Source organism: Thainema salinarum CENA647, assembly GCF_057732415.1.
Map to the genome: position 1 here is coordinate 5,404,668 of NZ_JBYJZJ010000022.1, position 26,555 is coordinate 5,431,222.

The 26,555-nt window shown below is 48.6% G+C and carries 24 protein-coding genes; 19 read left to right on the plus strand and 5 right to left on the minus strand.

Annotation, left to right across the window (positions count from 1 at the left end):
• Positions 1 to 46 precede the first annotated feature (46 nt).
• The 5 genes from AC286M_RS30355 (at position 47) to AC286M_RS30375 (ending at position 5,387) form a co-directional block, all read left to right on the plus strand.
• Positions 47 to 757, plus strand: coding sequence for a class I SAM-dependent methyltransferase (locus AC286M_RS30355; RefSeq protein WP_488207944.1), 711 nt, complete (start codon positions 47 to 49; stop codon positions 755 to 757).
• A 66-nt stretch (positions 758 to 823) separates the two neighbouring features.
• A complete protein-coding gene (locus AC286M_RS30360) occupies positions 824 to 1,774 on the plus strand; it encodes a lysylphosphatidylglycerol synthase transmembrane domain-containing protein (RefSeq protein ID WP_488207945.1) in 951 nt (316 codons plus the stop codon).
• Between the two features lie 10 nt (positions 1,775 to 1,784).
• Positions 1,785 to 3,734 (plus strand): hypothetical protein, encoded by a 1,950-nt coding sequence (locus AC286M_RS30365; protein ID WP_488207946.1) that lies wholly within the window; start codon positions 1,785 to 1,787, stop codon positions 3,732 to 3,734.
• A 203-nt stretch (positions 3,735 to 3,937) separates the two neighbouring features.
• Entirely contained in the window at positions 3,938 to 4,225 is a 288-nt protein-coding gene (locus tag AC286M_RS30370; protein ID WP_488207947.1) for a hypothetical protein, read from the plus strand.
• 289 nt (positions 4,226 to 4,514) lie between these two features.
• The gene (locus tag AC286M_RS30375) at positions 4,515 to 5,387 is read left to right on the plus strand and encodes an alpha/beta fold hydrolase (protein ID WP_488207948.1); all 873 of its coding nucleotides are present in this window, start codon (positions 4,515 to 4,517) and stop codon (positions 5,385 to 5,387) included.
• A gap of 176 nt (positions 5,388 to 5,563) precedes the next feature.
• On the opposite strand, the gene AC286M_RS30380 is transcribed toward AC286M_RS30375, so the two are convergent.
• Positions 5,564 to 5,983: a tellurite resistance TerB family protein gene (locus tag AC286M_RS30380; RefSeq protein WP_488207949.1), complete on the minus strand. Its 420-nt coding sequence runs from the start codon at positions 5,981 to 5,983 to the stop codon at positions 5,564 to 5,566.
• A 311-nt stretch (positions 5,984 to 6,294) separates the two neighbouring features.
• Here AC286M_RS30380 and AC286M_RS30385 point away from each other — a divergent pair, with 311 nt between their 5' ends.
• The 6 genes from AC286M_RS30385 to AC286M_RS30410 all read left to right on the plus strand — a co-directional run bounded on the left by AC286M_RS30385 (position 6,295) and on the right by AC286M_RS30410 (position 14,801).
• On the plus strand, positions 6,295 to 7,038 hold the full coding sequence (locus AC286M_RS30385; protein WP_488207950.1) for a PHP domain-containing protein: 744 nt from the start codon (positions 6,295 to 6,297) through the stop codon (positions 7,036 to 7,038).
• 871 nt (positions 7,039 to 7,909) lie between these two features.
• The gene (locus AC286M_RS30390; RefSeq protein WP_488207951.1) at positions 7,910 to 9,634 is read left to right on the plus strand and encodes a S8 family serine peptidase; all 1,725 of its coding nucleotides are present in this window, start codon (positions 7,910 to 7,912) and stop codon (positions 9,632 to 9,634) included.
• Positions 9,635 to 9,965: 331 nt separating this feature from the next.
• Positions 9,966 to 10,325 carry a hypothetical protein gene (locus tag AC286M_RS30395; RefSeq protein WP_488207952.1) on the plus strand — a complete coding sequence of 120 codons (360 nt, stop codon included), beginning with the start codon at positions 9,966 to 9,968 and terminating at the stop codon, positions 10,323 to 10,325.
• A gap of 330 nt (positions 10,326 to 10,655) precedes the next feature.
• The gene (locus tag AC286M_RS30400) at positions 10,656 to 12,113 is read left to right on the plus strand and encodes an LCP family protein (protein ID WP_488207953.1); all 1,458 of its coding nucleotides are present in this window, start codon (positions 10,656 to 10,658) and stop codon (positions 12,111 to 12,113) included.
• A 334-nt stretch (positions 12,114 to 12,447) separates the two neighbouring features.
• Positions 12,448 to 13,398 (plus strand): AAA family ATPase, encoded by a 951-nt coding sequence (locus AC286M_RS30405; RefSeq protein ID WP_488207954.1) that lies wholly within the window; start codon positions 12,448 to 12,450, stop codon positions 13,396 to 13,398.
• Positions 13,399 to 13,481: 83 nt separating this feature from the next.
• Positions 13,482 to 14,801 carry a DUF58 domain-containing protein gene (locus AC286M_RS30410; RefSeq protein ID WP_488207955.1) on the plus strand — a complete coding sequence of 440 codons (1,320 nt, stop codon included), beginning with the start codon at positions 13,482 to 13,484 and terminating at the stop codon, positions 14,799 to 14,801.
• Positions 14,802 to 14,825: 24 nt separating this feature from the next.
• On the opposite strand, the gene AC286M_RS30415 is transcribed toward AC286M_RS30410, so the two are convergent.
• Positions 14,826 to 15,929 carry a hypothetical protein gene (locus tag AC286M_RS30415; protein ID WP_488207956.1) on the minus strand — a complete coding sequence of 368 codons (1,104 nt, stop codon included), beginning with the start codon at positions 15,927 to 15,929 and terminating at the stop codon, positions 14,826 to 14,828.
• Between the two features lie 385 nt (positions 15,930 to 16,314).
• On the opposite strand from AC286M_RS30415, the gene AC286M_RS30420 reads away from it, so the two are divergent.
• The 3 genes from AC286M_RS30420 (at position 16,315) to AC286M_RS30430 (ending at position 18,517) form a co-directional block, all read left to right on the plus strand.
• Entirely contained in the window at positions 16,315 to 17,115 is an 801-nt protein-coding gene (locus AC286M_RS30420; protein ID WP_488207957.1) for a patatin-like phospholipase family protein, read from the plus strand.
• Positions 17,116 to 17,117: 2 nt separating this feature from the next.
• Entirely contained in the window at positions 17,118 to 17,336 is a 219-nt protein-coding gene (locus AC286M_RS30425; RefSeq protein WP_488207958.1) for a hypothetical protein, read from the plus strand.
• A gap of 263 nt (positions 17,337 to 17,599) precedes the next feature.
• Positions 17,600 to 18,517, plus strand: coding sequence for a LysR family transcriptional regulator (locus AC286M_RS30430; RefSeq protein WP_488207959.1), 918 nt, complete (start codon positions 17,600 to 17,602; stop codon positions 18,515 to 18,517).
• A 40-nt stretch (positions 18,518 to 18,557) separates the two neighbouring features.
• Here AC286M_RS30430 and AC286M_RS30435 read toward each other — a convergent pair whose 3' ends face one another.
• Entirely contained in the window at positions 18,558 to 19,451 is an 894-nt protein-coding gene (locus tag AC286M_RS30435) for a 4-hydroxybenzoate solanesyltransferase (protein WP_488207960.1), read from the minus strand.
• A 272-nt stretch (positions 19,452 to 19,723) separates the two neighbouring features.
• Positions 19,724 to 20,035 carry a hypothetical protein gene (locus tag AC286M_RS30440; RefSeq protein ID WP_488207961.1) on the minus strand — a complete coding sequence of 104 codons (312 nt, stop codon included), beginning with the start codon at positions 20,033 to 20,035 and terminating at the stop codon, positions 19,724 to 19,726.
• A gap of 264 nt (positions 20,036 to 20,299) precedes the next feature.
• On the opposite strand from AC286M_RS30440, the gene AC286M_RS30445 reads away from it, so the two are divergent.
• On the plus strand, positions 20,300 to 21,499 hold the full coding sequence (locus AC286M_RS30445; RefSeq protein WP_488207962.1) for a sensor histidine kinase: 1,200 nt from the start codon (positions 20,300 to 20,302) through the stop codon (positions 21,497 to 21,499).
• Positions 21,500 to 21,562: 63 nt separating this feature from the next.
• Here the strand turns inward: AC286M_RS30445 and AC286M_RS30450 are convergent, their stop codons facing one another.
• On the minus strand, positions 21,563 to 23,170 hold the full coding sequence (locus AC286M_RS30450) for a hypothetical protein (protein WP_488207963.1): 1,608 nt from the start codon (positions 23,168 to 23,170) through the stop codon (positions 21,563 to 21,565).
• Positions 23,171 to 23,566: 396 nt separating this feature from the next.
• On the opposite strand from AC286M_RS30450, the gene AC286M_RS30455 reads away from it, so the two are divergent.
• The 4 genes from AC286M_RS30455 (at position 23,567) to AC286M_RS30470 (ending at position 26,533) form a co-directional block, all read left to right on the plus strand.
• Complete coding sequence (locus AC286M_RS30455) at positions 23,567 to 24,058, plus strand: helix-turn-helix domain-containing protein (protein ID WP_488203724.1); 492 nt, start codon at positions 23,567 to 23,569, stop codon at positions 24,056 to 24,058.
• The gene (locus AC286M_RS30460; protein WP_488203438.1) at positions 24,010 to 24,597 is read left to right on the plus strand and encodes a transposase; all 588 of its coding nucleotides are present in this window, start codon (positions 24,010 to 24,012) and stop codon (positions 24,595 to 24,597) included. The genes AC286M_RS30455 and AC286M_RS30460 overlap by 49 nt, the downstream gene beginning before the upstream one ends.
• Positions 24,598 to 24,690: 93 nt before the next feature.
• Positions 24,691 to 25,587, plus strand: coding sequence for an alpha/beta fold hydrolase (locus AC286M_RS30465; protein ID WP_488207964.1), 897 nt, complete (start codon positions 24,691 to 24,693; stop codon positions 25,585 to 25,587).
• Between the two features lie 28 nt (positions 25,588 to 25,615).
• Entirely contained in the window at positions 25,616 to 26,533 is a 918-nt protein-coding gene (locus tag AC286M_RS30470) for an alpha/beta fold hydrolase (protein WP_488207965.1), read from the plus strand.
• Positions 26,534 to 26,555 lie beyond the last annotated feature (22 nt).

The window sequence follows — 26,555 nt, forward strand, 5'->3', positions numbered from 1 at the left end:
ACAATGAGTGCTTAGTGATGTTTTTGAACGGGAGGAGGATGAGAACGTGTCTGGTCTAAAAAATGTGAAAAAGTCTCCAAGCGAGTTTTACCAAAACCAGCCTGATCCGGTCAATCTCGTGAGCCGTTTGGTTTGGTACGCACGCAAGCGCATGTATCGGACTCTCATGAGGTTTGCCAAGCTGACAGCTGAGTCTACTGTTGTCGATGTTGGTGTGACTTCAGATCGGCGTAAGGACTCCAATTTCTTCGAGCAACTTTATCCTTACTCGGATCGGGTGACAGCTGTTGGCCTAGAAGATGCCTATTTTTTAGAGCAAGAATACCCTGGGCTTAAGTATGTACAAGCGGATGGTCTTGAACTGCCCTTTGCAGACAAAACATTTGATTTAGCGACCAGTTTCGCAGTGATTGAGCATGTCGGTAGCCGTGCCAATCAAGCCAAGTTTGTGCAGGAGCTATGTCGAGTTAGCCGTGCCTGCTTTATCACCACGCCGAATCGCTGGTACCCTGTTGAAGTACATACGGTACTGCCGTTAGTTCACTGGTTACCTCCAACTTGGTTTCGCCGCATCTTAAGATGGTTGGGGCGTGATTTCTATGCTCAAGAAAAGAATTTGAATCTACTGACAGAGAAGGAGCTGCTTGCCTGCTTCCCGCCAAACTTTAAGATCTACACAGGCCACTTTCGCCTGCTGGGCTTGGTTTCAAACCTAGTGTTTTACGCGGTTGATATAGATCACGTGGCTGCTGAGTAGTTGTCGATATTACTGAATTGAGATGACGGACTTGTTGAACCAGCACTCTATGATTTTGGGCTTTTTATGAAATCAAACCGTTGGCGTGCTGCAGTTCGTGGGCTAATAGGCTTAGCGATTGGAGCCGTTTTTCTGTGGCTTTCACTGCGGCAAACGAGTCTAGATCAGGTACAAACGATTTTGATAGAAGCTAATCCTGGTCATCTCGGGTTGGCTTTATTGGCCTATTGGATTGATTTAGGTTTCAGAGTGGCGCGGTGGCGAATTTTGTTGTGGGAGATAAAACCGCTTTCCTTTCGTTCCGTCAGTCTGGGTTTAATTGTTGGTTATGCCGCCAATAATCTGCTGCCCGCTCGGTTAGGGGAGCTATTTCGGGCTGATTTTGCTGGGCGGCGACATCGTTTGTCTCGCTCAGCGGTGATTGCATCTATTTTTGTGGAACGTGTACTAGATGGTCTGGTACTGGTTTTGTGCCTCGTCCTAGGCAGCTTATTTATTCCTGGACATCCTATATTAGAGCGCTTAACTATTCTGAGTGCTTTGATGTTTCTCGGAATTTTTGGATTGTTGTGGCTCATTAATCGCGGTTTTTTGGCGGCGCAAATTCAGGCTGTACCTGCGATCTCAAATCGTTGGCAGAGCTTTCGGGCTGGCCTGGGAATTATGCGTGGACAGGGGGCACTGAAGGTTATTGGACTCTCTCTCATCATCTGGTTACTAGAAGGAACGGCAATCTGGCTGGTTTTACAAGCTGTGGGCGTATCGCTGAACGGACTACAAATGTTGCCCATTGTCGGGATTACTAGCTTGAGTACGCTGATTCCGTCTGCGCCCGGATTCGTTGGCACGTACCAATACGCGTATGCTGTAGGATTACAGTTGTTTAGTTACGGTTCAGCCTTGGGAATTGCCGCAGCAACTGCGGTTCAACTTTTTCTGCTAGGCAGCGTTACAATTACCGGATTAATTCTGTATACAAGTTTGAGCATTCTGGACACCCAACGTTTTAAAAGCTGAAGTCAGACGTATGAAGCCTCTAGGAAAATGGTTATGGATTGTTTGGGCTAAGGTACTCTCTTTCTTTCAAGCCTCTAGCCGTACCGTCGGTTTATCAAGTTTGATTGCATTGCTAATTGCGATCGCACTTTTCCCAACTTGGCATCGAATTTTTACGGTACGAGATCTGCCCGTTCAAATAAAAATGGCGGCTCCTCAAGAAGAATATGTAAGAGTATATTGGGATCATCCAGAACGCCATCCAGATGCTTTTGAACGAATTGAAGTTCGTCAAAATTTGCTTCCCAATCAAACGCTATCAAAATATAAATTTTCAGTTGTCAGAACGCCCTGGCAACGTTTACAAATTGTTGGAGAAAATGGTACAAATTTGAGAATTCCCCTAGCACAAGTTGCAGGCAAGCAGATTCAAAAGCAGGGACAAGACTTCCAGTTACCGATATCTGTTTGGAATCGGCTTAGTCGAGCGCTTGTTACTACTGGTTTAAGCTGGGGGCTGATGACATTTTTGTTTATTAGCGTCATTCATATTTGGCAACGCAAAAGTAACGGACGATTTGGTGTAGCAACCTATATCTTGACTTTATCGATTACTCTGAGTAGCTTTTGGACGCTGCTATTTTATCCGGGAGTCCTATCTTTTGACTCAGTTAATCACTGGGTACAAGGGCTGCAAAATGAGTATGATGCATGGTGGCCGCCTATCTTAGCTATGGTGATGCATGCCACTCAGTATTGGTCAAAAGATCCCAGCTTATTTACCTTTATCCAAGGTTTCTTATTTTGGGCATCATCTTTATATTTACTCTGGCAGATCGTTGGTAAGTCTCGCTTCTTTCTGATTAATGCTAGCTTATTCGTCTTTGTTCCACCGATATGGTTATATTCCAACGCTACGGTTTCCAATAGTTGGATGACAATATTTGTTTTGCTGTCAGCGAACTATCTAGTACAGTTTTGTCGACAGCAAAGAAGACGCTTCTTTTTATTATCCATTTGTTTTTTATCTATTGCAATTTGCTTTAGGCGTGAGGCTATTTTTTTAGTTGCTATTCCAATCGCTATTTATCTATATTGGTCATCGAAATCGGATAGGAGCCTATCTTCAATAGGTAGACGTGGAGCAATTATTTTATCGATATTATTATTATCCGTTATTCCAGCTGTGTTAGTTTCACTAAGTCCCAACGTCTCGGGGCAGTCTCCTACAGGTTATGTTTTTCTAAGCCAGTATGCGGGTGTTTTGAGCAGGGCAAGTAATCAAGCCGATTCAGCATATTTGATCGCGGAAAAGCAATCTATTGACGAGAAATTTGGTGAGGGCACATTTGATGTGTTGCTAACTAAATATAATTGTTTTGATTCAATATTAACAATTGGATACTTTAAAAAGAACAGCTTTCAGGGACGGACGAAACAGGCAGTTTTATTTGAAAATAATGATTTCGTCCTCGGCAAAGTACTGAGCGCTGCCGCAAAGCATCCAGTTGCTTACCTTAAACATAAAGCCTGTAATTTTTCCTACACGCTGCAGAAGTCTAAGATTACATACAATACCTGGGGGTTGATTGAGCCGGGACCGGATAAGCCAAGGGAGCGGCTTAATATTCAATTCAATAGCCAATTACCCCGTGTGAAAGCAGCCTATGTTGCGATGCTGGACAAGATGCTGAAGCATCCATTCCTGTCGCTGCTGTTTCGGCACTATATTTTTCTGGCGCTATCAGTAGTATTTTTGATAGTTGGTGCTTTGACCCGCAAGCCAGAATTCCTTGTTCCATCAGCATTCAGCGTTGTATATCCAGTTGGCTTAATTATTCCCGATTCCTTTCCACACTGGCGCTATCTCTTTGTTTGCTATGTTTTGGCCTGGATTTGTCTATTGGCCGCCGGAAATCTGTTGGCAATTTGGGGATGGCAGTGGTGGCAACGCCAGCAAGATGCATCAGTTGACGCTTAGCTTGATATTCAAATTGTGATTCAAATCATCTAAGCATTTGATGTAGGTCAAAATGGCGCTTGATGCCTATCAGGGTTTTCCCTGATATCCGTCAGCCTAAAATGGCTGGAATCTCACAAATTCAAGCGCTTCACCGTCACAAGCTAGTTTGGGTTTTCCTGGCATTCTAATAAGTGTTGATGTACTGCTTATTGGAATCCGCCATGACTACTCACCATTCGTCCAGTGCCACGGTTGATTTGCTGACTCTAACCAAAGAAGAGCAATCGATGAATCTGAGTTTGCTGATTGCCCGGAAACTCGCAGCCGTGTATTGGCGGCGACTGGTTAGGCTCGGTGTTCCGGTGGAAGATGCAATGTACATTGCGATCGCAGTTGCCAAGTTCGATGTTGCGAACAAGCAGCCGCGCCCCAAGTACCGCAATTTGATTGGCAAATACTGTTCCCATATTTGTCGGGCTGAACTCTGGCGACCGGGTCTGTTGGTATGAGAGGATACAGTCGTATGAGACGATAGCAAAAGCGCTAAACTTGGCAGCAATCCCAGTTCTCCATTTGGTTATAACTACACAACTTGGTTGTCGCTGAATTGGGGTTGATCACGGAGCCAGCTAAAATCGTCGTGCTTTTTCGAACTCGTAAAAACGCCGACTGAACTTGAAGAGATCATATAGCCACTTAGACTGTCGATGTTTCCTGGAGAAAAGGTGGGCAGACTAAGAAGACGGCAAGCGCTTTTGACCGTACCGATCGAACCTTGAGTAGGAGTTAACTGACTATATGACTGCTGTTAACACCACGTGGCAGCACCACTTTGTCGATACCAATCAAATTCGCCTCCACTGTGTTACCCAGGGAGAAGGAGAACTCGTTGTTCTTCTACACGGATTTCTGGAGTTTTGGTATTCGTGGCGGCATCAACTACCTGCACTTTCTCCTCACTTTAAGGTTGTCATTCCCGATTTGCGGGGTTACAACGACTCTGATAAACCCAGTGATGGGTATGACTTAGACACCCTGAGCCAAGATATTCGTGGTTTGATTGAGGCGCTGGGCTATCAAAAAGCACATATCGTTGGTCATGACTGGGGTGGTGCGATCGCATGGCATTTGGCCCAACAGTTTCCAGCGGTGATTGATCGGCTAGCCATATTAGGCGCACCCCATCCACATCGGTTCCGGCAGGAACTAATTAGCAATCTCGATCAGCTCCGTCGCAGTTGGTATCTGCTAGCGATGCAAATGCCAGGGCTACCGGAATGGCTGATCCGTCAGAATTTGGGTCAAATTGTGCGATCGCTGTTTCAAGATCAGGCGGTTCGCAAAGGCGCATTTACTACTCAAGACACAGAACTCTACCAAGCGGCACTGGAAAAACCCGGCGCACTCGCTGCTGCCATGCGGTACTATCGCCAGTTTCTCTCGATTCCAGACTGGCTCAAGCACTGGAACCGCACTCCTGCTCGTATTCAAAGCCCAACGTTAGTGCTGTGGGGCGAGGAAGATCCGCTGTTAAGCAAAACGCTGCTTCAGGGAGTGGAGAAGTTTGTGGCCGCACCGCTGCAGCTGAAGCTTGTACCCTATTGCGGACACTGGATTCAGCAAGAAGTCCCCAAAACGGTGAACCGAGAACTGCTCGATTTTCTCCGCTAGTTTAATAAAAATAGCCAGCCTGCCGTCGCACCACAGCGGCAAGCTGGCCGTTCTAGGTTAGGACTTACGCACAGCGAACGAAAACTTAGATCTTGAATGATTTTTGGGGCGCGGAGCACCTCAAAAATCATTCAGTTGCGTAAGCCCTATAGGTCTTAAGACAATTCAACTGCTAACTATTGCGTACCCAACCAGCGCTGATAAAGCTTACGAACAGCTTTCAGCACCGATTCATGGGCGGTGGGTGGAGTACTGCTACTTGGATCGAGATTTTGAATACGGCTGAGCAGCTTGGCTTCTTCCACAGCCATTTCGCCATCGCTGTAAACTAAAGCACTGGTCGCTTCAATCAGCTGCTGACAAGCCTGAGAACTGGGATGATCGCCTAGGTATTCTCGCACCCAGCCATAGCATTCCTCGGGTTTAACAGTGACCAATTCATACAGCAATGGGCGAATGTCTGGATCGTCGGTTAGTCCTTGTTCTGCGGCAATTCGCTGGAGATACTGTCGCTCTTCAGGCTGAATGCGACCATCAATCCAGGCCGCACCCACCAAGATTTTGAATAGTTTTTTGGTTTGGGTCGATTGAGTCATGCTGATATGCGATCGCAGATCCACGTTACGAGCATTGTGTTCTAAATCGTAGCTTGTAACGGCTGGATTACGTTGTCGAGTCTCAGCCCATCAATAGATACATGTCTGTGGGACTCAATCCTGCAAAGCGATACAGACGCGCTTCCAATCAAGCAGCGCAACAAATCTTAAAATATTAAATCTGCGTTAAGAATCTTGGGCTGCAGGTCATCATATGATGTCAAAACGATAGGACAGCACGAATCTATCCGCAGAGTCAAATCCAAATTAGATATATTAAGAAGGATAAGTGTTTTTGTTTTGGAGCGATTATGGTAGGCAACCTCGCTCAGGCTTCTGCTTTTCCCAGACCTAAAGCGCAGGGTGCTGTCAAGCTAGAGCAGTTGTTTCGGACCGTCAATGCGGAAAGTTGCCCTCGGGTCTACAACTTCCACATGCATACCGTTTGTTCAGACGGACAGCTGGAACCAGAAGCCTTGATGCAGCAAGCAGTTGATTTGAACCTGCAAGATATTGCGATTACCGATCACCACACGATCGTAGGCTATCAGCGAGCCAAGTTGTGGTGTGAAGATTGGCAATGGCGGAATCCGTCCCGCCGATTTGGTCGTGATAAATCGAGATCGCGATCGATTCCCAGACTGTGGCCTGGGGTCGAAATCAATGCTGGATTGCTGAACACCGAAGTTCACATTTTGGGCTATGCCTTTCATATTGATCATCCCAGCATTCAACCCTATCTACAACGTCATGCCCGCCACCGCAATGATCCGCTTTATGCTGCCGAAAACGTGATTGCCGGTATCCAAGAAGCGGGCGGTCTTGCCGTTTTGGCCCATCCGGTGCGGTATCGACGTTCTCCTGAAGATTTGGTGCGGGAAGCGGTGCGATTTGGCATTGATGGAGTCGAAACCTATTACGCCTACGACAATCCAGCGATTTGGCGACCGAGCCCACAGCGTACGGAGCGAATGGAGCAGCTTGCTCAGCGTTACGACCTATTGAGTACCTGTGGCACAGATACCCACGGTAAGAATTTACTGCGTCGCCTGTAAAGAAGATCTAAAGAATGAGTTCTATAGAATGTTGATCGAGTAGATCGAGTACCTCGGAAGATACTCCAAAACGGTCACACAAACAAAAACGCTCAGACCGCAAACGCTGCTCCTATCCGGGGGCAGCGCTTGACTTTTGGGTTGATTTTTTTAGATTGACTGTTGCGGTGCTAAACAACCGTAAACTTGAAATGCTTTACCCCAATAGGATTTCCAACACCAGCAGGGGACTTGATTGGGAAAACAGGAGAAGAAGGTAGAGGGCTTGTTCGACAATCTTCTCCCATAGCTTGTTCTATTTCTGTATGCTTTCCGCGTTTTTGCTGATTAGCTAAACCGCACCGGATTGAGTTGCCAAAAGGCCGATTACGCCCAAACTAGTGACAAGCAGTAGTCCACCGAATAGGAGTGACTGCCCTAGCGTTTTTTGCGTTTGAGTAACTTTCATCTCAACCTCGGTAATTTCTCGTATAGGTTGATACTAAAAATACCAATATTTATCGGAATACAACTTCATGTAACGTAAAACACATAAAACCTTACGCTGCGTTACCTTTGGCGAGAGTTGTCTCTGACGAATATGTTGCTGCATATTACAAACCGATGGGTGAGTCCAATTACCTGACTAGTTCTCGCTTGTGGTGAGTATTGGGTGTTGTGGTGAGTACTGGGTGATAGGACTACGATCGCAATTCCGTCGGCTAAGGCAAGTCATTAGACCCTAACAGCCGGAGATGGAACGACTGGCAATGGATAGAGAACCGTTTTATAAACAGTAAAGAATTGGTTAGAAGGGTGTGCGACTCAATTACTAGATCTTAGGCTGTAAAAAGTTTTCGTACATTTCCCGTCATTCATACCGCAAACGTTCATGACTCAAACGTCTTCTCGGAATTCTCGTCGTTCTCAAGGTTGGCAGCTAGCTGGTGTGCGCTGGCTCAAATGGTTGGTTCTGTTTGGCTCATCTGCGATCGCACTACCTGCGATCGCATCCTCCCTGACCTCCTCAACTGGAGAAAGCGGAATTAATGCACAACGGCTCCATGCCGAACCCTACAACCTCACAGGAGCCAAAATTGGTTTGGGGCAAGTTGAAATTGGCCGTCCAGGTTTATTTGGGCTCGATAAAGTGGTACCTGGAATGCCCGTAGTCAGCGTGAGTCGCGTCTTTTTTCGAGATAGCCGACCCGATGCCAATCAGGGTGTAGATTCTCATGCGGCTCACGTGGCTGGAGTCATGATCAGTGACGACAAGATGTTGGTGGGAGTTGCGCCAGGCGCACGCCTCTACTCTGCGGCAGTTGGTTCCCTGCGGCGCAGCGGTCAGCCGGAAGAGTGCCTGTCGTCGCAACATGTGGCAATGCAAAACGGTGGCGATGTGCGCGCCATCAACTTCAGTTTTGGTGAACCGCTCTACCGCGATCCCCGCAGCGATGCGGTTCTGGATGGTAATGCACTCTTAACTCAGTGTATTGACTGGTCTAGCCGAGTTCACGATGTTCTATATGTCATCGCGGGGAATCAAGGCCGAGGCGGAATTCCGATTCCAACGGACAACTACAACGGCTTAAATGTGGCCTATTCCGCGCGTGTGAATGGTGTGTTTAACAAAGTGGATTTTGCCAACTTAGGCAGTGAACCGGATCCGGTGCTGACCCAAGCTCCTCGTTCGGAAAGTAACGTCGGAGCGCGGCGTTCGATTGGGATTGTGGCTCCCGGTAATCAAATTGAACTGATCGATGCGGATGGCTCCGTTCGTGTGGCCAGCGGGAGCAGCTTTGCTGCGCCCCACGTTGCGGCTACAGTGGCACTGATTCAGGAATATGGCGATCGCCAGCTAGCTAGCCAAATACCGGGCTGGACGCTAGATGCTCGCGAACCACAGGTGAGTAAAGCGGTGCTGATGAATTCGGCAAATAAATTAGAAGATACAGGCGATGGTCTAAACCTGGGCATGGATCGGACAGTAAGAACCGAAAGGAACCGCGACTGGACAGTTTCAGATGCCTTTCGTGATAGCCGAATTCCGCTGCATGATGAATTGGGCACTGGGCAACTCGATGCGTTTCGCGCCTATGAACAGTTCAGTGCTGGCCAGTGGTCATCCGATACGCCAGTCCCCGTGCGGGGTTGGGACTACTCAACCGTCGGTCTAGAAGCCGATACGGCGGAGTACCAGGACTACGAAATTGAAGTGCCGCTACAGGCGAACAGCTATTTTTCAGCGACACTCACGTGGGATCGGCTAGTCGAGTTGCAGGATGACAACAACAATGGGCTGTATGATCTGGGCGAAACATTCCGCGATCGCGGTTTAAATAACCTCGATTTGTATCTCATGCGAGCGGAAGACGACGATATCGACGATGCGGTTTGGGCTTCCAATAGCAGTGTCGATAGTGCTGAGCATATCTTTTTCCAGGTTCCAGAAACCGGACGCTATAAGCTTCGTGTCGTTTACTTTACGCGGCTCAATGATTCAACCCAAGATTATGCGCTGGCTTGGTGGGGCGCAACAGAAGGAGCACGAGACGAAACTGTTGAGGAAGGAACTGTTGAGGAAGAGATAATAGAAGAAAAAACAATAGAGGAATAGAACCCTAAGCATCTCGCCCCCCCTTAGCATCAAAGCTGGGTAGAAGGAACGCTCCCAGCTTCGGCCACCAATCGACTGGGCTGGAAGACACCAGTCCTCAGCACTTACAGGGCATGAAGAGCGGGGTTAAATTTCGATTTATAGCATTAGCCACAAGTCGCCTTGGTTAGGAGATTGGGAAACTCTGAAAACGTTCAAACGTTTAAATATTGGATTTCGTAAATATCTCAATCAAAGCGGCGACGGCTACAACTCAGCCTTAGTCAACGCTCCTCACACTTCAGACGCACGCCTGATTACGCAGAACACGCTCGTAGCTATCATCTCAACTATGACTAATCCGTTTCCTGACCCCGATGATGCACCTGACATCTATCGGCTAAAGTTCTTTTTCTACCTCGTGCCGGTTTTGGGATTTTTTCCGGCTCTGTGGACGCTCTATCAAAAACAAGGAACGCGTCAAGAACGAGAGATCAGCCGCACGGCAGTGACATTGGCATTAGGCTGGGTGTTAAGTTATACCTTATTAAACACAGGGGCACAGGCTAGTGAATCCCTAACGCTGCCGCTGCTGATTACTAGCAGTTTGGTTACGTCAGGCTATTTTGTGACGAACCTTTGGTTAATGGTGCGTCTTTTGCAACATAAGCCAGTTCATTTACCTGGTCGGGGTCGGCATCGCGATCGCTGATGGGCGCTGATTAGCATCGCCAAACCAGGATTATTTACGATTGTTACAATCAACCATCACGATTGCAAAATCAAAATCATAAGCTTGCGATCTCTCAAAAGATTGCTAAGATGGCGGCTGAAATTTGCAATGTATCTGAGCCCGAAAATGCTTTACGCAAAGAATAATCGGATCCGAGCCACTTGGTTGGAAGGTGACGGCTTGCTGTTGGGTGCATGTAGGTATATGTCGGGTGCGATCGCAGATCTTGAAGATTATTGATAAATCAGTTGATTCTTTTAACCGTAGCGGATCTATTATTGTTTGACTTAGCACGTACTGAGGCGACCTGTGACTAACTCAAAGTCCAACAAAGCACGACAGTCCCCGAAAACCTCACCATCTTCGAAGTCCACACCGGCCAAAGGGAGAAAATCCCCTCAACAGTCCCCAAAAGGCCCCAAGCTCCTGCGCTGGGCGACTTTAATGGTTGGACTAGCCGGAGTAGCAGTTGTTTCTGCTACCGCTGGCGCTTTGTTGGCCGTCTCACTGTCCAGTACACCCCTGCTGCAGAGTAATCTCACCCCAGAGGAAGAAGAAGTCTTTAATCAGGGAGACGACATCGCCTCAAACTCAACACTACGTCTGCCTAAGCTGACCCGACCCGTCAATATTTTGGTGCTGGGCATTAAAGTGATCAGCTCCGAAACCGACAACCCACCACCGGAAGTTCAAAACCTCGGTTATCACGCCTTGGTGAACTCATTTGATGGACTGTCGGATACAATGCTGCTCATCCGATTTGATCCTCGTGACGAAAAGCTAACTATCCTCTCGATTCCCCGCGATACGCGCACCTGGGTTGATGGGCTCGGAACGACCAAAATCAACGAGGCAAATTACTACGGTGGCCCTGCTCTCAGCGCTCGTAGCATCAGTGAACTACTTGGTGATGTTCCCATCGATCGCTATGTGCGGATCAATGTGCAGGGCGTCGAAAAGCTGATTGATGCATTGGGCGGCGTAACTATTAATGTGCCGACAGAAATGCGCTATCAAGACGATAGTCAGCACCTTTATATTAATCTGCAGCCCGGCGAGCAAAAGCTAGATGGCGATAAGGCCATGCAGTTTTTGCGCTTTCGTTATGACGAGTATGGGGATGTCGGTCGAGTTCAGCGCCAGCAAATGCTGATGCGTGCCCTTGTGGAACAAAGCCTGAACCCCAAGACAATTGCCCGAATTCCTAAAATTCTCTCCGTCATCCAGTCTCATGTAGACACTAATCTCAGCGTAGAAGAATTGGTCGCTTTAGTCGGATTCGCTTCACAAGTGGATCATGCCGATAACCAAATGCTGATGCTACCAGGTGAGTTCAGTTCACCCAGCGAGTTTGAGCTGAGCTACTGGCTACCTAACTATCAGCGGATTGATGAAATTGTGGATCAGTATCTTCGCTACGGCTCTTCCTCTCAGATCGCCGTGAGTCCAAGCTATCTCCGCATTGCCGTTCAAGACAGCACCCGTCGTACAGCTGCTGTTGATCGGCTCATGGATAAACTTTATGACGGCGGCTACACCGGCATTGAAATCGGTGAGCGCTGGCAAGAGCGGCTTGAAACAACTCAAATCATCGCCCAGCAAGGTGACGTTGCGAGTGCTGAAATGGTGCAACGCTATTTGGGATTTGGCGAAGTTCGAGTTGAAAGCACTGGCACGCTTCAATCAGACATTACGATTAAACTGGGACAAGATTGGCTAGAGCAAAATCCCGATTTAAAGCCTTCTGATCAATACTTGGGTGATTAATCAACCTGTCGGCTCATGGCGCACCTCTCTGCTGCCAACACTGATCTGGGATAAGTTTGTCCGTCAGTATCGGCACAATCCGCGCTGATACTGACAAATCAATGTGGCAGCGGCTACTCAAAACTGACTTTTCAGACCTATCTCGCTCCAAATTTTGGTGGCTAGGCGGTATTACGGCAGTCGAATGTAAAACGTAAAAATTAGGCTTTGGCTTGAGCAGCAAATCGTGTAAGGGCACACATCTGCTTATTTATTGCGTTTCCGAAAAATTGGTCAACTCAACTGTTGGATGTAGGTTAAGCTGTGCATCACGCACATTGTTCTTTTCTCCGTCATGACTGTCCAGAGCGAAACGATTAATCAGATTGGTCGTGCCCTTAGCAAAGTGGTTGTAGGGCAATCGGTTTTGGTTCAACAACTTCTTGTGGCTTTGCTCTGTGGCGGCCATGTCATCCTTGAAGGCGTGCCGGGAACGGGAAAAACGCTCACGGTAAAAGTTTTGGCCAAGCTGATTCAGGCCGACTTTCGCCGCATTCAGCTCACGCCCGATATTTTGCCATCGGATATCTTGGGCACTAATATTTTTGACTTGAATAGCCGGACGTTTACCCTCAAGCAGGGGCCAATCTTTACGGAGGTGCTGCTGGCGGATGAGATTAACCGCACGCCGCCCAAAACTCAGGCGGCACTTCTGGAGGCAATGGAAGAACAGCAGGTGACGCTGGATGGCAAAAGTTCGCCGCTGCCGGATTTGTTCTGGGTGATTGCGACGCAGAACTCGCTGGAATTCGAAGGCACCTATCCCTTACCAGAGGCGCAGCTTGATCGGTTTCTGTTTAAGCTGATTGTGGACTATCCCGATCAGGCCGATGAAAAGCGGATGTTGCTGAATGTGCAAAAGGGATTTGAGGCCAAACGAATGAATATTGGTCGATTGGAATCCATCATCAGCGTAGAGCAAATTTTGGCGGCGCGAAAAGAAGTGCGCCAAGTGCAGGTGCAGGACAATTTGATTGACTATCTGCTGGAAATTGTGCGCCGCTCGCGCCAGCATCCTGATTTGCTGCTGGGGCCATCGCCCCGTTCAGCGGTGTCTTGGCTACAGGCTAGTAAAGCCCAAGCGTGGCTGTGCGATCGCAACTTTGTCACCCCCGACGATATCAAAGCTGTCGCGAACCCGTTACTCCGCCATCGGCTCATTCTCAATCCCGAATCCCAACTGGACGGGGTGCAAATTGAAACGGTAATTACGTCATTATTAGAACAGGTCGCCGTTCCCCGCTGATCCTTGATTATGTTGTTGGAACTGTGTGCGTTGCACACAGTTCCAACAACAAGAATGGTTTTTACAGTAGGAGAAACTGTAGGATGATTCCCGCTGCTCGACTGTACTGGTTTTTATTGCTCAGTGGTGCGATCGCAACTGCGGTTTCGGTCTTTGTGGAGTCGAGTTTGCGCCTTCAGTTTGGCATTGTGGTGCTGCTGTTCATTGATAGCATCCTACTGCTGCTGAGTTGGTGGGATAGCGTGCAGGTGCGTAGCCAGCGGGTTGAGGTTCAGCGCCAGCCTTTGCAGCGCTTATCAATTGGGCGGGACAACAAAATTGAGCTGACGATTAAAACGGCTCAGCAACCAGCAACTTTAGAAATCTATGACCTCTATCCGGCGGAGTTTCACGTTTCGGCCATGCCGCTGCGGGTAATCGTTCCGGCTAACGCGACGGAAACCGTTACCTTTACTGTTTTTCCTGACCATCGCGGCGAATATCAGTGGGGCGATATTCAGGTGCGACAGCTTGGAGCTTGGGGCTTGGGCTGGCACGCCTGGACGGTTCCGCAGGCTCAAACCGTAGCGGTTTATCCGGATCTAATTGGGTTGCGATCGCTAACTATTAAGCTAGCCATTCAGTCTACCGGATCGATTCGTCAAGCTAAACGGTTGGGCGTTGGCACCGAGTTTACCGAACTGCGCGAATATGCCATTGGCGACGATCCGCGCTTTATTGACTGGAAAGCCACCGCTCGCCGCAGCCAGCCACTAATTCGAGTGCTGGAGCCGGAGCAAGAGCAAACGCTGATTATTCTGCTGGATCGGGGCCGCTTAATGACGGCGAAGGTGAAGGAAATCTCACGGTTTGATTGGGGACTGAACGCCACGCTTTCCCTCGCTTTGGCCGGACTGCATCGGGGCGATCGGGTTGGGGTTGGGGTTTTCGATCGCCAGCTTCACACCTGGATTCCGCCCACGCGCGGACAGCAGCATTTACCCAAGCTGATTGAGCGCCTGACGCCGATTCAGCCGGAACTGGTGGAGTCGGACTATCTCAGTGCGGTGACGACGGTGGTGAACCAGCAGCATCGGCGGGCGCTGGTGGTGATTCTGACGGATCTAGTGGATAAGACCGCGTCGGCAGAACTACTCTCGGCCTTGGTACGCTTGCGTCCGCGCTACCTGCCGTTTTGCGTCACCCTGCGCGACCCGCAGGTGGATGTGCGTGCCCATGAGCTAACGGATGAGATTGAAGCCACTTACACGCGTGCGGTAGCGCTGGATCTGATTGCTCAGCGCCAGCTCGTATTTCAGCAGCTCAAGCGCAAGGGTGTGATGGTACTGGACGCCCCAGCGGATCGGATTACAGATGAATTGGTGGAGTCGTATTTGCGGATCAAGAGCCGCAGTCGGCTATAGGTCAGCGTTTAGTTTTTTCAGCGTTTAGTTTTTACTGAGTTCACCTTGTTCTGCCCGCTCTGGATAGAGTGAGTCTAAATCGAGCCTGAAATTTTCAACGGCATTCAGATTAGAGGAAACACTGATCGCCCCAATATTTTTCACTCGACTTTCAACTGAATGTATAAATCGGTTGAAATCAACATCCTGAATCGCATCCGGATTTTCAGGATCTCCTACAAACTTCTCAGTAGCTAGAACGGTGCAAATTTCATTTTCTAGGTTTACATACCCGATATATTGAATCAGGCTTTTATTATACATATCTTCGGTAGATAAAAGTGACGGGAAATTAAACAGAAAAATGTAAGTTCCACCTAAACAGATTAAAATAGTAATTAGCTTTTGATGATTGTGATCACTCCCTTTCAACACTACTCCACCCGTATAGATTAAACAAACGCTAACAGCTAGTAAGGAAAGTGCAGAACCAACGGTTAATGCTTGATTGAGGGAGTAATAGAATCTAAAAATATCATAATGGATATAGATTCTATTATGAATGTCTTCTAACTGGTTTTCGAGTCTTTTAAGTTCTGACATCGAAATCACTGGAAGCCCTATTCCACGGAGCGTATTGTCATATTGAGCGATTGCCTCGCTGGTGCTGTCGATAGCTTGCTTTCTATTTAATATTTCTGCTTTTAATTCACTGATTTGGGCATCGGTTCGCTTTGGATTATTGGTTAATGAATTTAGGCTAGCTTCAAGCCTTTCTAGCTCTTGTTGTTGCAAAAGCTTCTTTTGATATAAGTTTTGTATTGAGATATAGGATTCATGGAGTGTAACAGAGAATGAGATGTCGGTTTGATCTAGGGATTCATCGGCAGAATTAGCAGTTAAAATAGCGGATTGCCAACTGTCTTTAATACAATTCTCGGCTTGCCCCATCCCGATTTTCTCTCCCTGTTTTAGCCAACCACTCGATTTATAAAAATAAATAAAGAAGGTGGCTACTGTTACCAGTAAAATAGACGATACCGCTCCTATATTTAGCCAAATAACCCAATGCTTTACTTGTTTCGCTTGGGTGTTGTCTTGACTATCGCTGGGAGATGCTGATGTGCCACTTGCTGATGTGCCACTCATAGTAGATTCCCTTGACCTGAAAGTACTGAATATCGATTATTCCTATTCAAATTTAATTGTTGAATTCTAGAGTGGCATCACCCGCTAAGGCCATGAGCATGTGTTAATTGGCGTTTGCCGTACGGTTATATTTTCTGTTTCTGAAGCAGCAATCTGCTAGCCGATCAGAAAGCCATGCGATCGCACTTGCAACTGTTCCATATTTCTCTCTTTAGTCAGAGCTAAATATTCCTTGCTGGGATGAGGTCATTGTGTCGGTGCTCTTTGTAGTCTCTCAACAGTAGTGTTGTGCCAAATCAGTGTGAATGGTTGATGTCACGATCAACTATTCACACCACTCAAATCAAGTTGGCAGACCCGTCAGTTGGCAGTGAGGAGGATTTCATTGAGTTTTCGGATTCTCAGCATTGATGGTGGTGGCATTCGGGGAATTGTAGCCGCCCGGATGCTGGACGTGATTGAGCAGCAGTTAAACCAGCCCCTGCGCGAATATTTTGATCTCATTACTGGCACGTCAACCGGAGCGCTGATTGCCGGAAGTTTGATGGTGGGGTGCTCACCCGCTCAACTGGTGGATCTGTACCTGGCGCGAGGCAAAGAGATTTTTCGCTATCGCAGTTGGTTTAGCCTCCAGCGCCTGCCGTTACTGCTGAAATATGGCCTGTCGGCTCCCAAATTTAGCGACCAGGGACTGATTGAGGTGGTGCGATCGCAAGGTTTGGATTTTCCTATTGCCGCTGTTTCGCCCGATCCTCAGCAGTCCACCAAGTTAATGATCATCAGTTACGATACCGTTCGTCGCCTGCCCGTGTTTTTCAAGAGTTGGCGGCATGAGGAGTGGTATGCCAATGTGCCGCTCTGGCAAGCCTGCGTCTGTTCTGCAGCGGCTCCCACCTATTTTCCAGCTCAGCTTTTACAGATCCCAATTGAGAACGAAGTGCGTGAATTTTCAATGATTGACGGGGGCGTGGGGGCGAATAATCCGGTTGCCTGTGCAGTGGCGGAGGCGATTCGCCTGTTGCGATCGGGGCCAATTGCAGCACCAAAAGCTGCATCGTCAATGGATCGCATCATTGATGAAATTAAAGTGTTATCCCTCGGCACTGGTGAATTGGAACGTGGTATTCCCTGGCGGGAAGTGCGCGGCTGGGGCCAATCCAGTGGGCACCCCGAATTGTGGATGTGATTATGGATGCGCCAGCGGATATTCATCGCTACATTGCGGAGCAAATTGTCACCAAGGCTGGCACAGAGGACGTTTATGATTACCTCCGACTACAACCAGAACTAGCGCAAAAGTTCGGTGCCATCGACAATGCCAATCCAGCTTATCTGCAACAGTTGCTCATTCAAACAGATGAGTATCTGACCGCGCAAGCTGATCAGATTAAAGCTTTTTTCACCTAGAGTTCAGTTGACTCTCATCCTCCCAACCTCCTTGCGTGAGAGAACGAGAAAAGGAAGAGTAAGAGTAAGAGTAACGGACAGAGGTTGACTGAATTATTGCTATCTATGAATTAATTCGAACAATTTTGATGAATAAAATCGATAGATTTTACGGAGGTAAAATTAGACAAATAAGGCATGATGTGGGGAACCGTCTAAAAATTTGCAGGAAATCGGTTTTTACTGACAGATTCCACATCAAGACGAGTTTGGCTTGAGGACTCATGGCAAATATCGATGTGTGTCGTTTAAAAATTTCTCAACTTCGCGCCCTGGTTGCGATCGCAGATGAAGGCACCTTCGGCAAAGCTGCACTTCAGCTCGATGTATCTCAGTCAGCCGTCAGTCACGCCATTTCGACGATGGAAGAAACCTTGGGGGTGTCACTGCTGAATCGGGGTCGTCAGGGAGCCGCCTTAACTCCAGTTGGCGAAGACATCGCCGAAGAAGCCCGTCAGGTACTGGCTTCGCTAGAGCGAATTGGTAAAACGGCCACCTCAGCTCGCGGCTTGGAAACAGGGCAGGTGCGGGTTGCTTGCTTTCGCAGCGTAGCCACTCACCTGATACCGAGCATTATTGGACGGTTTCAGCAGCGCTACCCCGACATTAAGGTCATCATCACCGAGCATGTTTCTACCGATACGATTGAAGCAGATCTGCTGACGGGTCAGGCTGATATTGGTTTTGTTTTATTGCCAACCCAAAAAGATCTGCTCGAAACGCGGGCAATTCTACGCGATGAGTATGTCGTGCTACTGCCGCCGACTGAGAATCCACCGGCCAAGCTAACCTGGGAGCAGTTAGAGCAGTATCCGCTGATTTTGCCGCCGCGCCACGTTACCTGCTGCGCGATTGTGCAGGATAATTTCGAGCGCTATAATCGCCCCTTCAAGCTGGCCTACGAAATTACGGAAGATTCAACGATTCTCAGTATGGTGATGCAGGGCTTAGGCGCAACCGTGATGGCTCGCTTAGCGGCTGATCCAATTCCCAAAGAGTTACGGATTGCCTATCCGCCCGAACCAATGGAGCGTGTGATTGGCGTCGCTATTTCATCCGAGGCGCTGCATCCTCCCGCTGTTTATGCGTTCTGGGAAACTCTGCAAGCAACGTCTGACGATACAGAATCGCGGGTTGCGTAGTTCAAAGATCTCTGGCAATGGGCGGCATCACCGCTATAACTTAAAAAATCATGCCTAAAATCATGCCGATCAGGAGGAGAAAGCCCACCCAAACGTTCTGGCGAAAGATTTGACCGTAGGCGGTAGGCGGTACTTGAGTATGATTGAGGCGGCGATAGTGGCGATACCAAACTGCGATCGCACCAGCTAGCGCCATCCAAAAGGGAATCGAGAGCTGCATCACATAGCCCATACAGCCTAGCAGGATTGCTGTTCCGGCAAAGAAGAGGCCAATGGCCAAGGGCGTGCGATCACCAAAAAAGCGGGCGCTGGAGTTGACGCCGACCTGTTTGTCATACTCTCGATCGGGCATGGCGTAAACCGTGTCAAATCCCAATGTCCATAGCACTGTTGCGCCCCACAGCAGCCAGGTGGCTAACTCTAAACTAGCCGTTACCGCGCTCCAACTGATTAGGACAGCAAACCCCCAGGCAATCGACAGAACCAACTGCGGGATGGGAAAGACACGCTTGGCTAAGGGATAGAGGATAATCACGGGAACCGCTGCCACACAGAGCCAAAAACTAAGCGGATTCAGGTAGAGCGCCAAAATTAGTGCGCAGAAAAAAGCTGCGATCGCAACGCCGATTCCGGTACGTATGGAGAGAGCACGAGCAGCTAAAGGACGATTGCGGGTACGCTCCACCTGCGGATCAATATTCCGATCCCAGAGGTCATTCACGACACAGCCAGCTGCACTGGTGGTGAGGCTGCCGAGAATGATGACGCCGACTAGCGGCAGTGGCGGCAGGAGCGAGGGGGTACTTTCCGCCGCCAGAAACACGGCCCACAGTGCCGGGATCATCAAAATCAATCGTCCTTCAGGCTTGTCCCAGCGCAGGAGACGAACAATGGCTTTCCAGGTGGGTTCTGAACTGTGCGATCGCGTAACCATAGATTCAATTTTGGGCCAAGTGAACTAAAAATAAGCTGATAAGACGGTATCTGCCGCCGTTTATTAAGATATCGCTCTCCTAGGAGATTATGAAACGGGTTGGCTTCATTTAACTCGATTTAATAGAGATAAATGTTGCCGACTGCACAACGATTAGAGGCACGAGTGGCTACGAAAAATTGGGGTTCCAACTAAGATGATCGTTGGAAATAAACATCTGGTACAAGAAACCCTGCTCTTTTGAATTGAGTGGCGCGATCGCATTTACGCCACTACGACACATTCACTAACCAGAGATAAGCGAGCATACCTAGAGCCGCCACAGCTGCGATCGCATCTCGCTGCTGGCGAACAAAGTATTGCAGACTGGCCCAAACATCCCGTAGAGCTTGGCGGCGGGCATCGCCCAACTCGGTCATCAGCCGCTGCACTTCAGCATCAACTTCCTCAAGCGTCATCTCATTGCGCTTGTAGGCGGCTTCGACCTTGTCTAGCTTTTTCCAGTACTCCCGCGTTGCACTGGTCAGGTCAGTAAACATGTTGAGTAAATCACCTCGTAAACTTTTGTGAATCGCCATTGACATTCTAGCGCCACCTTAAGGTGGGGTTCTCCGTACTCAGCGGGATATTACATCTCTCTCGATCAACTGCATCGGTATCTGGATCGGCTAGGCAGCCTGTAACCTACGGCTGATTGGCCGTCACAGCCTTGTCACTATTGTCAGAGAAAATTAGCTGGGGAAGTCTTGAGAGAAGTCCTGAATCGGCTTTTTACTCAGGTTTTCCACTCAGTTAAGTGTATTGGTGCCTACTAACGTTGTAATAACTATAAATAGTATTGTGGTTGAATGTCGCTCATTTTATTTCGAGAAATACCAGTTGTTTTAGTCTTTTTAGGTACGATTACAATGCTGGTTTCAATCCGAAAGGCTCAGAAGGTATTGGGTCTTTTCGAAACTAAGCGAATTCCTAGAAACTGGAATATTTTGTATTCATTGATGATTATGTTTTTAGGAGGTTATTCGTTCGCAGCTTGGCTCATTTGGAATCAGCAATCAACCTGGATTACATTACTAACAGGAATTGTGTTCTTTGGTGGAGCCTTTTTTGTTCTGTTTAGCGTCACGACTTATCATCAAACATTGGGCCAGCTGATTTCCTCTCAACGACTCTGTGAAGATGCCAAACAGCGTGCAGAAGAATCGTTAGAACGTCTACAGCAGATACCTTCGCTAATCCAAACGGAAAAGATGGCTGGGCTAGGTCAAATGGTTGCAGGAGTTGCTCACGAGATCAATAACCCAGTCAATTTTATTCACGCCAACATTAAGCCAGCTCAAGCTTATATTGAAGATTTAATTAATCTAGTTGATTTGTATCAGATGACGTTTCCTGATCCACCAGAACAGATTCAAACCGCATTACATGAAGCTGATTATGCCTTTTTGAAGCAAGATTTACCGAAGTTGCTCAGCTCAATGAAGACTGGCTCTCAGCGCATTTCTGAAATTGTTCGCAGCTTGAAGACTTTTTCTCGGATGGATGAATCGGCGCTTAAAGAAGTCAATCTTCATGATGGTTTGGATAGTACCATCATCATTCTGGAACATCGACTGCAAGCAACAGCCAAGCGTCCGCCAATTGAAATTATTTGCTCCTATGGTGATATTCCACCCATATTTTGTTTTGCCGGGGAATTAAATCAGGTGTTTATGAATATTTTGAGCAACGCAATTGATGCGTTAGAAGATGCAGTTTATCAACACAATTTACACCAGCCTCAGATTGAAATTAAAACACGAGTCCATCAAGACTCTATCCAAATTCATATTATGGATAATGGATCAGGAATTCCTTGCTCGATTCAACCTAAACTGTTTGATCCCTTCTTTACGACTAAAGCCGTTGGCCAAGGGACTGGCTTAGGATTATCAATTAGCTATCAGATTGTGACCAAAAAACATGGAGGCAATTTGCGCTGTTATTCCAGACCCGGCCAGACTGAATTTGTGATTGAGCTGCCGCTTCGCTGTCGGCAAGTTGCCTAGCTCTCACCTGGCACTAACAATTAAGCAGGACAATTGGTAACGTGCAAGATACGGGCAGTAGGATTATTTAGGATTTTGCGTAATCTGATAAAGCCGTTGGGTCTGTTCTCGCAGAGCCTCCACATCTTCAGCGGCGATGGACTGCACATAGTTAATCTTGATTTCCTCTAGCAGCACTGTTACCAAACTTTCGAATTCCTGCACCGTGTCACCTTTACGCACCTCAGTCTGGAGATGGCGGACAATGCTATCCACCAGCGACTGCACGAGTTCGGCTCCCTTTTCGTCTTTCACCGTCGATCGCAAAATGCCCGCAATGCTTTCGTATACGCTGTGCGTCACCTGCTGGGAAAGCTGATGCGACAGTGTTTCAAAACCAGGGAAAATTTTCATGTTGCTGTAGAGCGGTGCGGAATGGAGCGATCGCTCTAAATTGTGATCCAACAGCGCCTCGACTTGAGGGCGCACTTCTGGCAGCACTTTGTAGACCAGGATGGAAACCAAGCGTCGCGTAATCGTTTCGACTTCGTTGACATCATTGAGGTCAATGTAGCGTTGTCCACTATTAGGCGTGAGCAGGATTTTGGCAACTTCGCCTTCGCGAACCAGGTTTTGAATTTGATCAATAACGCGAATAATGACAATTTCCGTCATTTCAATCGCGAAGTGAGTGACGAAAGCGCGGCGAATTCGATTACTAATCGGCTCCAGGTTAATCAGATTGGACTGGTTGATTCGAATAATCACTGGAATGATGCGGAGCCAGCGCCAAAAGGGCAAGAGCAAAATCAGGTCATACCAGCGCCATAGCACGGCATCAATCAAGTTCGTGCCTTTGTAGCGACGGCTGAGATAGATGCTGCGGAGGATGAGTTCGGCGGCAAAAATGGCAACGAACCAAATGTCGATTTTGATAAACAGATTGGTAGGATTGCCGTCTAGACCAATGCCGCGAAAGTAGTTGGTTTCAAAGAGGGGCCGAATATCTTCATTGAAGAACTGTAACTCGTCGATCCAGCCTGCCTGATTGAGATATTCAACACTCCAAAATGTTTCGAAGGCTTCTGTAGAGGATTCTTCCCCAACCCGCTCTCGCATCCGCTGTTTAATGCGCTCTAGCGTTCCCGTTTTATCGGCAATTTCAAACGGATTTTCGTCGATGATTTCCGCGCTCATCATCTGTAGCTCATTCAGCAGAACAGGTACAGATTGAACCCCAGCATCAGCTTCAACCCCATTCGTTGCAGCCTCTGAATCATCGGTATCAATGCCAGCATCCGATTCGGCTTCCGGTTCAGACCCAAAATCGGTTGGTTCATCGGCAGGTTCGTCAACCTGCGCTTCTTCCAGGCGAATGTTGCCTGCATTCGCCCCATCCACTTCTGAACTGGCGGGTAAACCGTTGGCCTCTAAGGCTTCGACTAATTCACTGACGGTATCGAGATACGCTTCCGTCGTGCGATAGGGTTCAATGCCCTTAAACTGCTCACCATACCAGGTCGTAAACTCTGGCAGATATCGCAGATAAACATCCCGCAGCGGAATGTAGCTCAGATCAAACAGAACTAAGATGTAATTGAGAAGTGCGATCGCAGCCATGATCTTCTCAAAAACATAGCTGCGGTGTCGCTTAGGAAGCTTTCCCCGCGTTCTCGGTTGAATAATCGTCATAGTTTAATTGGGTTCAACAGGAGCCAAATCGCTCTATAAGTTTTGCCGGCTAGTTCTTCATCAAAGAGTTTAAGGGGCAATCCGTCATCTATGCCCAGATAGAACCTGATTTTTCAAGAAAATTGCCAATACAGCCTCCCTACGCTTCTACCCTCCCGTACTCCCCAAAATTGCCAATACAGCCTCCCTATGCTTCTACCTTCCCTTGCTCCCCCTTTACCAGTTGTCATACAAAGTTGGGTTAAAACCCCGGTTAAAACCCAACGATTCATTTTTGTAGACGCTTGGTTCAGCGAGGCTTCTACAAAAATGAATCGGGTTCCTACAGCAATCACAAATAGGTAATGAACGAGGGAGAATAGAATAAAGAGTTATCCTCACCGAAGTAAATCAGCCATGACCTCCCTGGAAGAATTTATCCAAAGTAATCCCTCTGCCCAAGAACTGAAACGCGCCTTGGCCGTGCAACTGCACCAGAGAGGTCAAAGCTATCGGGCGATCCGAGATATCCTACAGGTTTCTCTGGGATTTATTAGTGCGAGTCACCAGCGCTATGAAGAGCGAGGAGTCGAGGGACTGAAATCCCACTACTGGGGCACCCAAGGCTATTTAAGCGCCGAGCAGAAACAGGACATCTTTGAGTGGTTGCAGCAGAAAAACTGGTGGACACTAGAGGAGCTTGTTGAGCAGATTGAAGAGCGCTATGGAGTGCTCTATCGCTCAGCCCAAAGCTATACCCAACTGCTCAAAGACGCAGGGTTTAGCTGGAAGAAATCCCACTCGGTGCATCCGGGCCAAGAGGAGGCCAAAGTCGAGGCAAAAAAGCCGAGATTCAACAGTTGCTGGTCCAGTGGCGAGCCGAGATCGCCAGTGGGCAGGTGCGAGTGATGTTTCTCGATGAGTGCCATCTGCTCTGGGGAGACCTCCGTGGATATGGATGGAGTCGGCGCAATCAGCGAGTGGACATCCCCATTGCCTCCATTCGAGAGCGGCAGACCTACTATGGAGCCTTGGACTATTTGAGCAAGAGCTTTGTTATTCATGAGTATGAGGCAGGCAATCAGCACAATACCGTGGCCTTTCTGAAGTATCTTCAATCTCAGTATGATGAGTCCACTCGCTTTTTCATCATCTGGGATGGAGCCAGCTACCACCGTTCCAAGGTGGTTCGCAACTACCTGAGTCAACAGAATCATGGTACTCGAGAGCAGCACTGGAAACTCACTTGCATTCAGCTTGCGCCTAATGCACCCGAGCAAAATCCGGTCGAAGATGTTTGGTTACAGGCCAAGCGATTTAGTCGTAAATTTGCCCGCTTGTGCCACTCCTTTCGCTCGGTCAAACTCCTCTTTTATCTGGCGACTCATCTGCAAACCTTCATCTTTGAGAAAGCCTTCATGTATGGTTACTGTTCATGTCCTGTTTGAGATTGCTGTATACACGGACTTGATATCAATCTTGCCGAGTATGTCACAGTAAAAGAGTAATTTCAGCACATCCTCACTGGAACGATTCACATCGTGGTAGCTTCTTCGATTCAAGTTCAATCTCAAACCTGGCAGTGGAACGGTTATTCCATTCGCTATCAAACGGCGGGCGAGACGGGTTCTACTCTGCTGTTAGTGCATGGCTTTGGCGCATCTAGCGATCACTGGCGCAAAAATATTCCCGTCTTGGCCGAACAGCACCGTGTCTTTGCCATTGACCTCCTCGGCTTTGGTCAGTCAGAGAAACCTTCACCTGGTATACCCAGCCGCTATACGTTTGATACTTGGGGGCAGCAGCTTTTAGACTTTTGCCAAGAGGTAATCGGTACACCCGTGTTTTTAGTGGCCAATTCCATCGGCTGTGTGGCTGCTATGCAAACCGCCGTGATAGCCCCCGATTGGGTACAAGGCGTGATTGCCCTCGACTGCTCACTGCGGCTGCTGCACGATCGCAAACGGGTAACGCTACCGTGGTACCGTCGCTACACGGCTCCACTGCTGCAGAAGGTGCTGGCTTATCGAGCCATTGGCCATCTCTTTTTTTCCCGCTTGGCTCGGGCCAAAGTGATTCGCAATATCTTGACCCAAGCCTATGGTCGTAAAGATGCCGTCACCGACGAACTGGTGGAATTGCTGCTTCAGCCCGCATTTGATGACGGTGCCGCAGATGTGTTTCTGGCCTTTACGGCTTATTCTCAAGGCCCTTTGCCGGAAGACCTGCTGCCCCAGTTGACCTGCCCTGTTTTGCTAGTCTGGGGAGAAGATGATCCCTGGGAACCCGTTGATTTGGCTCGACAGCTAGACGAGTTCGACTCGGTGGACGAGTTTATCACACTGCCGGGTGTCGGCCACTGTCCCCAAGATGAAGCCCCGGAACTTGTGAATCCTCTCATTCACGATTGGGTAACGAGAATCACCTCCCGCACCTGATCATCCTGTAGTTTTTGTCGGTTTCCCTATGCCTCTAACCGATCTTCCTCTCAATCCAACTGGGCAACAGCGCGACTGGCAATGGCGCGGCTGGAACATTCGCTATACCTATCTGCGCCCAAAGACGTTGATTTCGCAGGCGGCTCCAGTATTATGGCTGCATGGCTTTGCCTCCAGTTTGCAGCAGTGGCGCTACAACTTGGCTCCTCTGAGTGAAACCCATACGGTTTATGCGCTGGATTTGCTCGGCTTTGGCGCGTCCCAAAAGGCGGCGGCCCAATACGGCACAGAACTGTGGGTGGCGCAGGTCTATGAGTTTTGGCAAACCTGGATTGGTCAACCTGTCGTACTAGTGGGGCACTCTTTGGGGGCGTTAGTCGCGCTGCGATTGGCGACGCTCTATCCCGAAATGGTGGATCGGCTGGTGCTGATGACGCTGCCTGCGGCGCGACAGGAGTTGATGCCGGGTGCGGTCAATTCCGTGGCCATGACGATGGAGCGGCTATTTGCTTCACCACTGCTGCTGAAGCCGATGTTTCGCTTACTGCGGCGACCGCCGTTGATTCGCAAGGTGCTGCGTTCGGTTTATCATCAGCCGGATGCCGTGACGGATGAGCTGGTGGACTTGTTCTGTACGCCACCCCGCGATCGCAATGCGGAACGTGCCTTTTGTTATCTAGCAAAATCTCGTACCGATCCGGCTTTTACGCCGACAACGCGATCGCTGTTGCAGCATCTGCATGTGCCAACCCTGCTGCTTTGGGGCGAACAGGATCGGGTAATTCCCTTACAGTGGGGTCGCCAAGTAGCACCGCTGAGCGAGTGGATTGAGCTAATTGAGATTGCCGAAGCGGGGCACTGTATTTATGACGAGCATCCAGACCAGGTCAATCAACTGATTGAAGACTGGCTAATTCGGTCACACCGCAACCGTGGGGATAGCTGATTCTGGATCTGAATCGTGAACC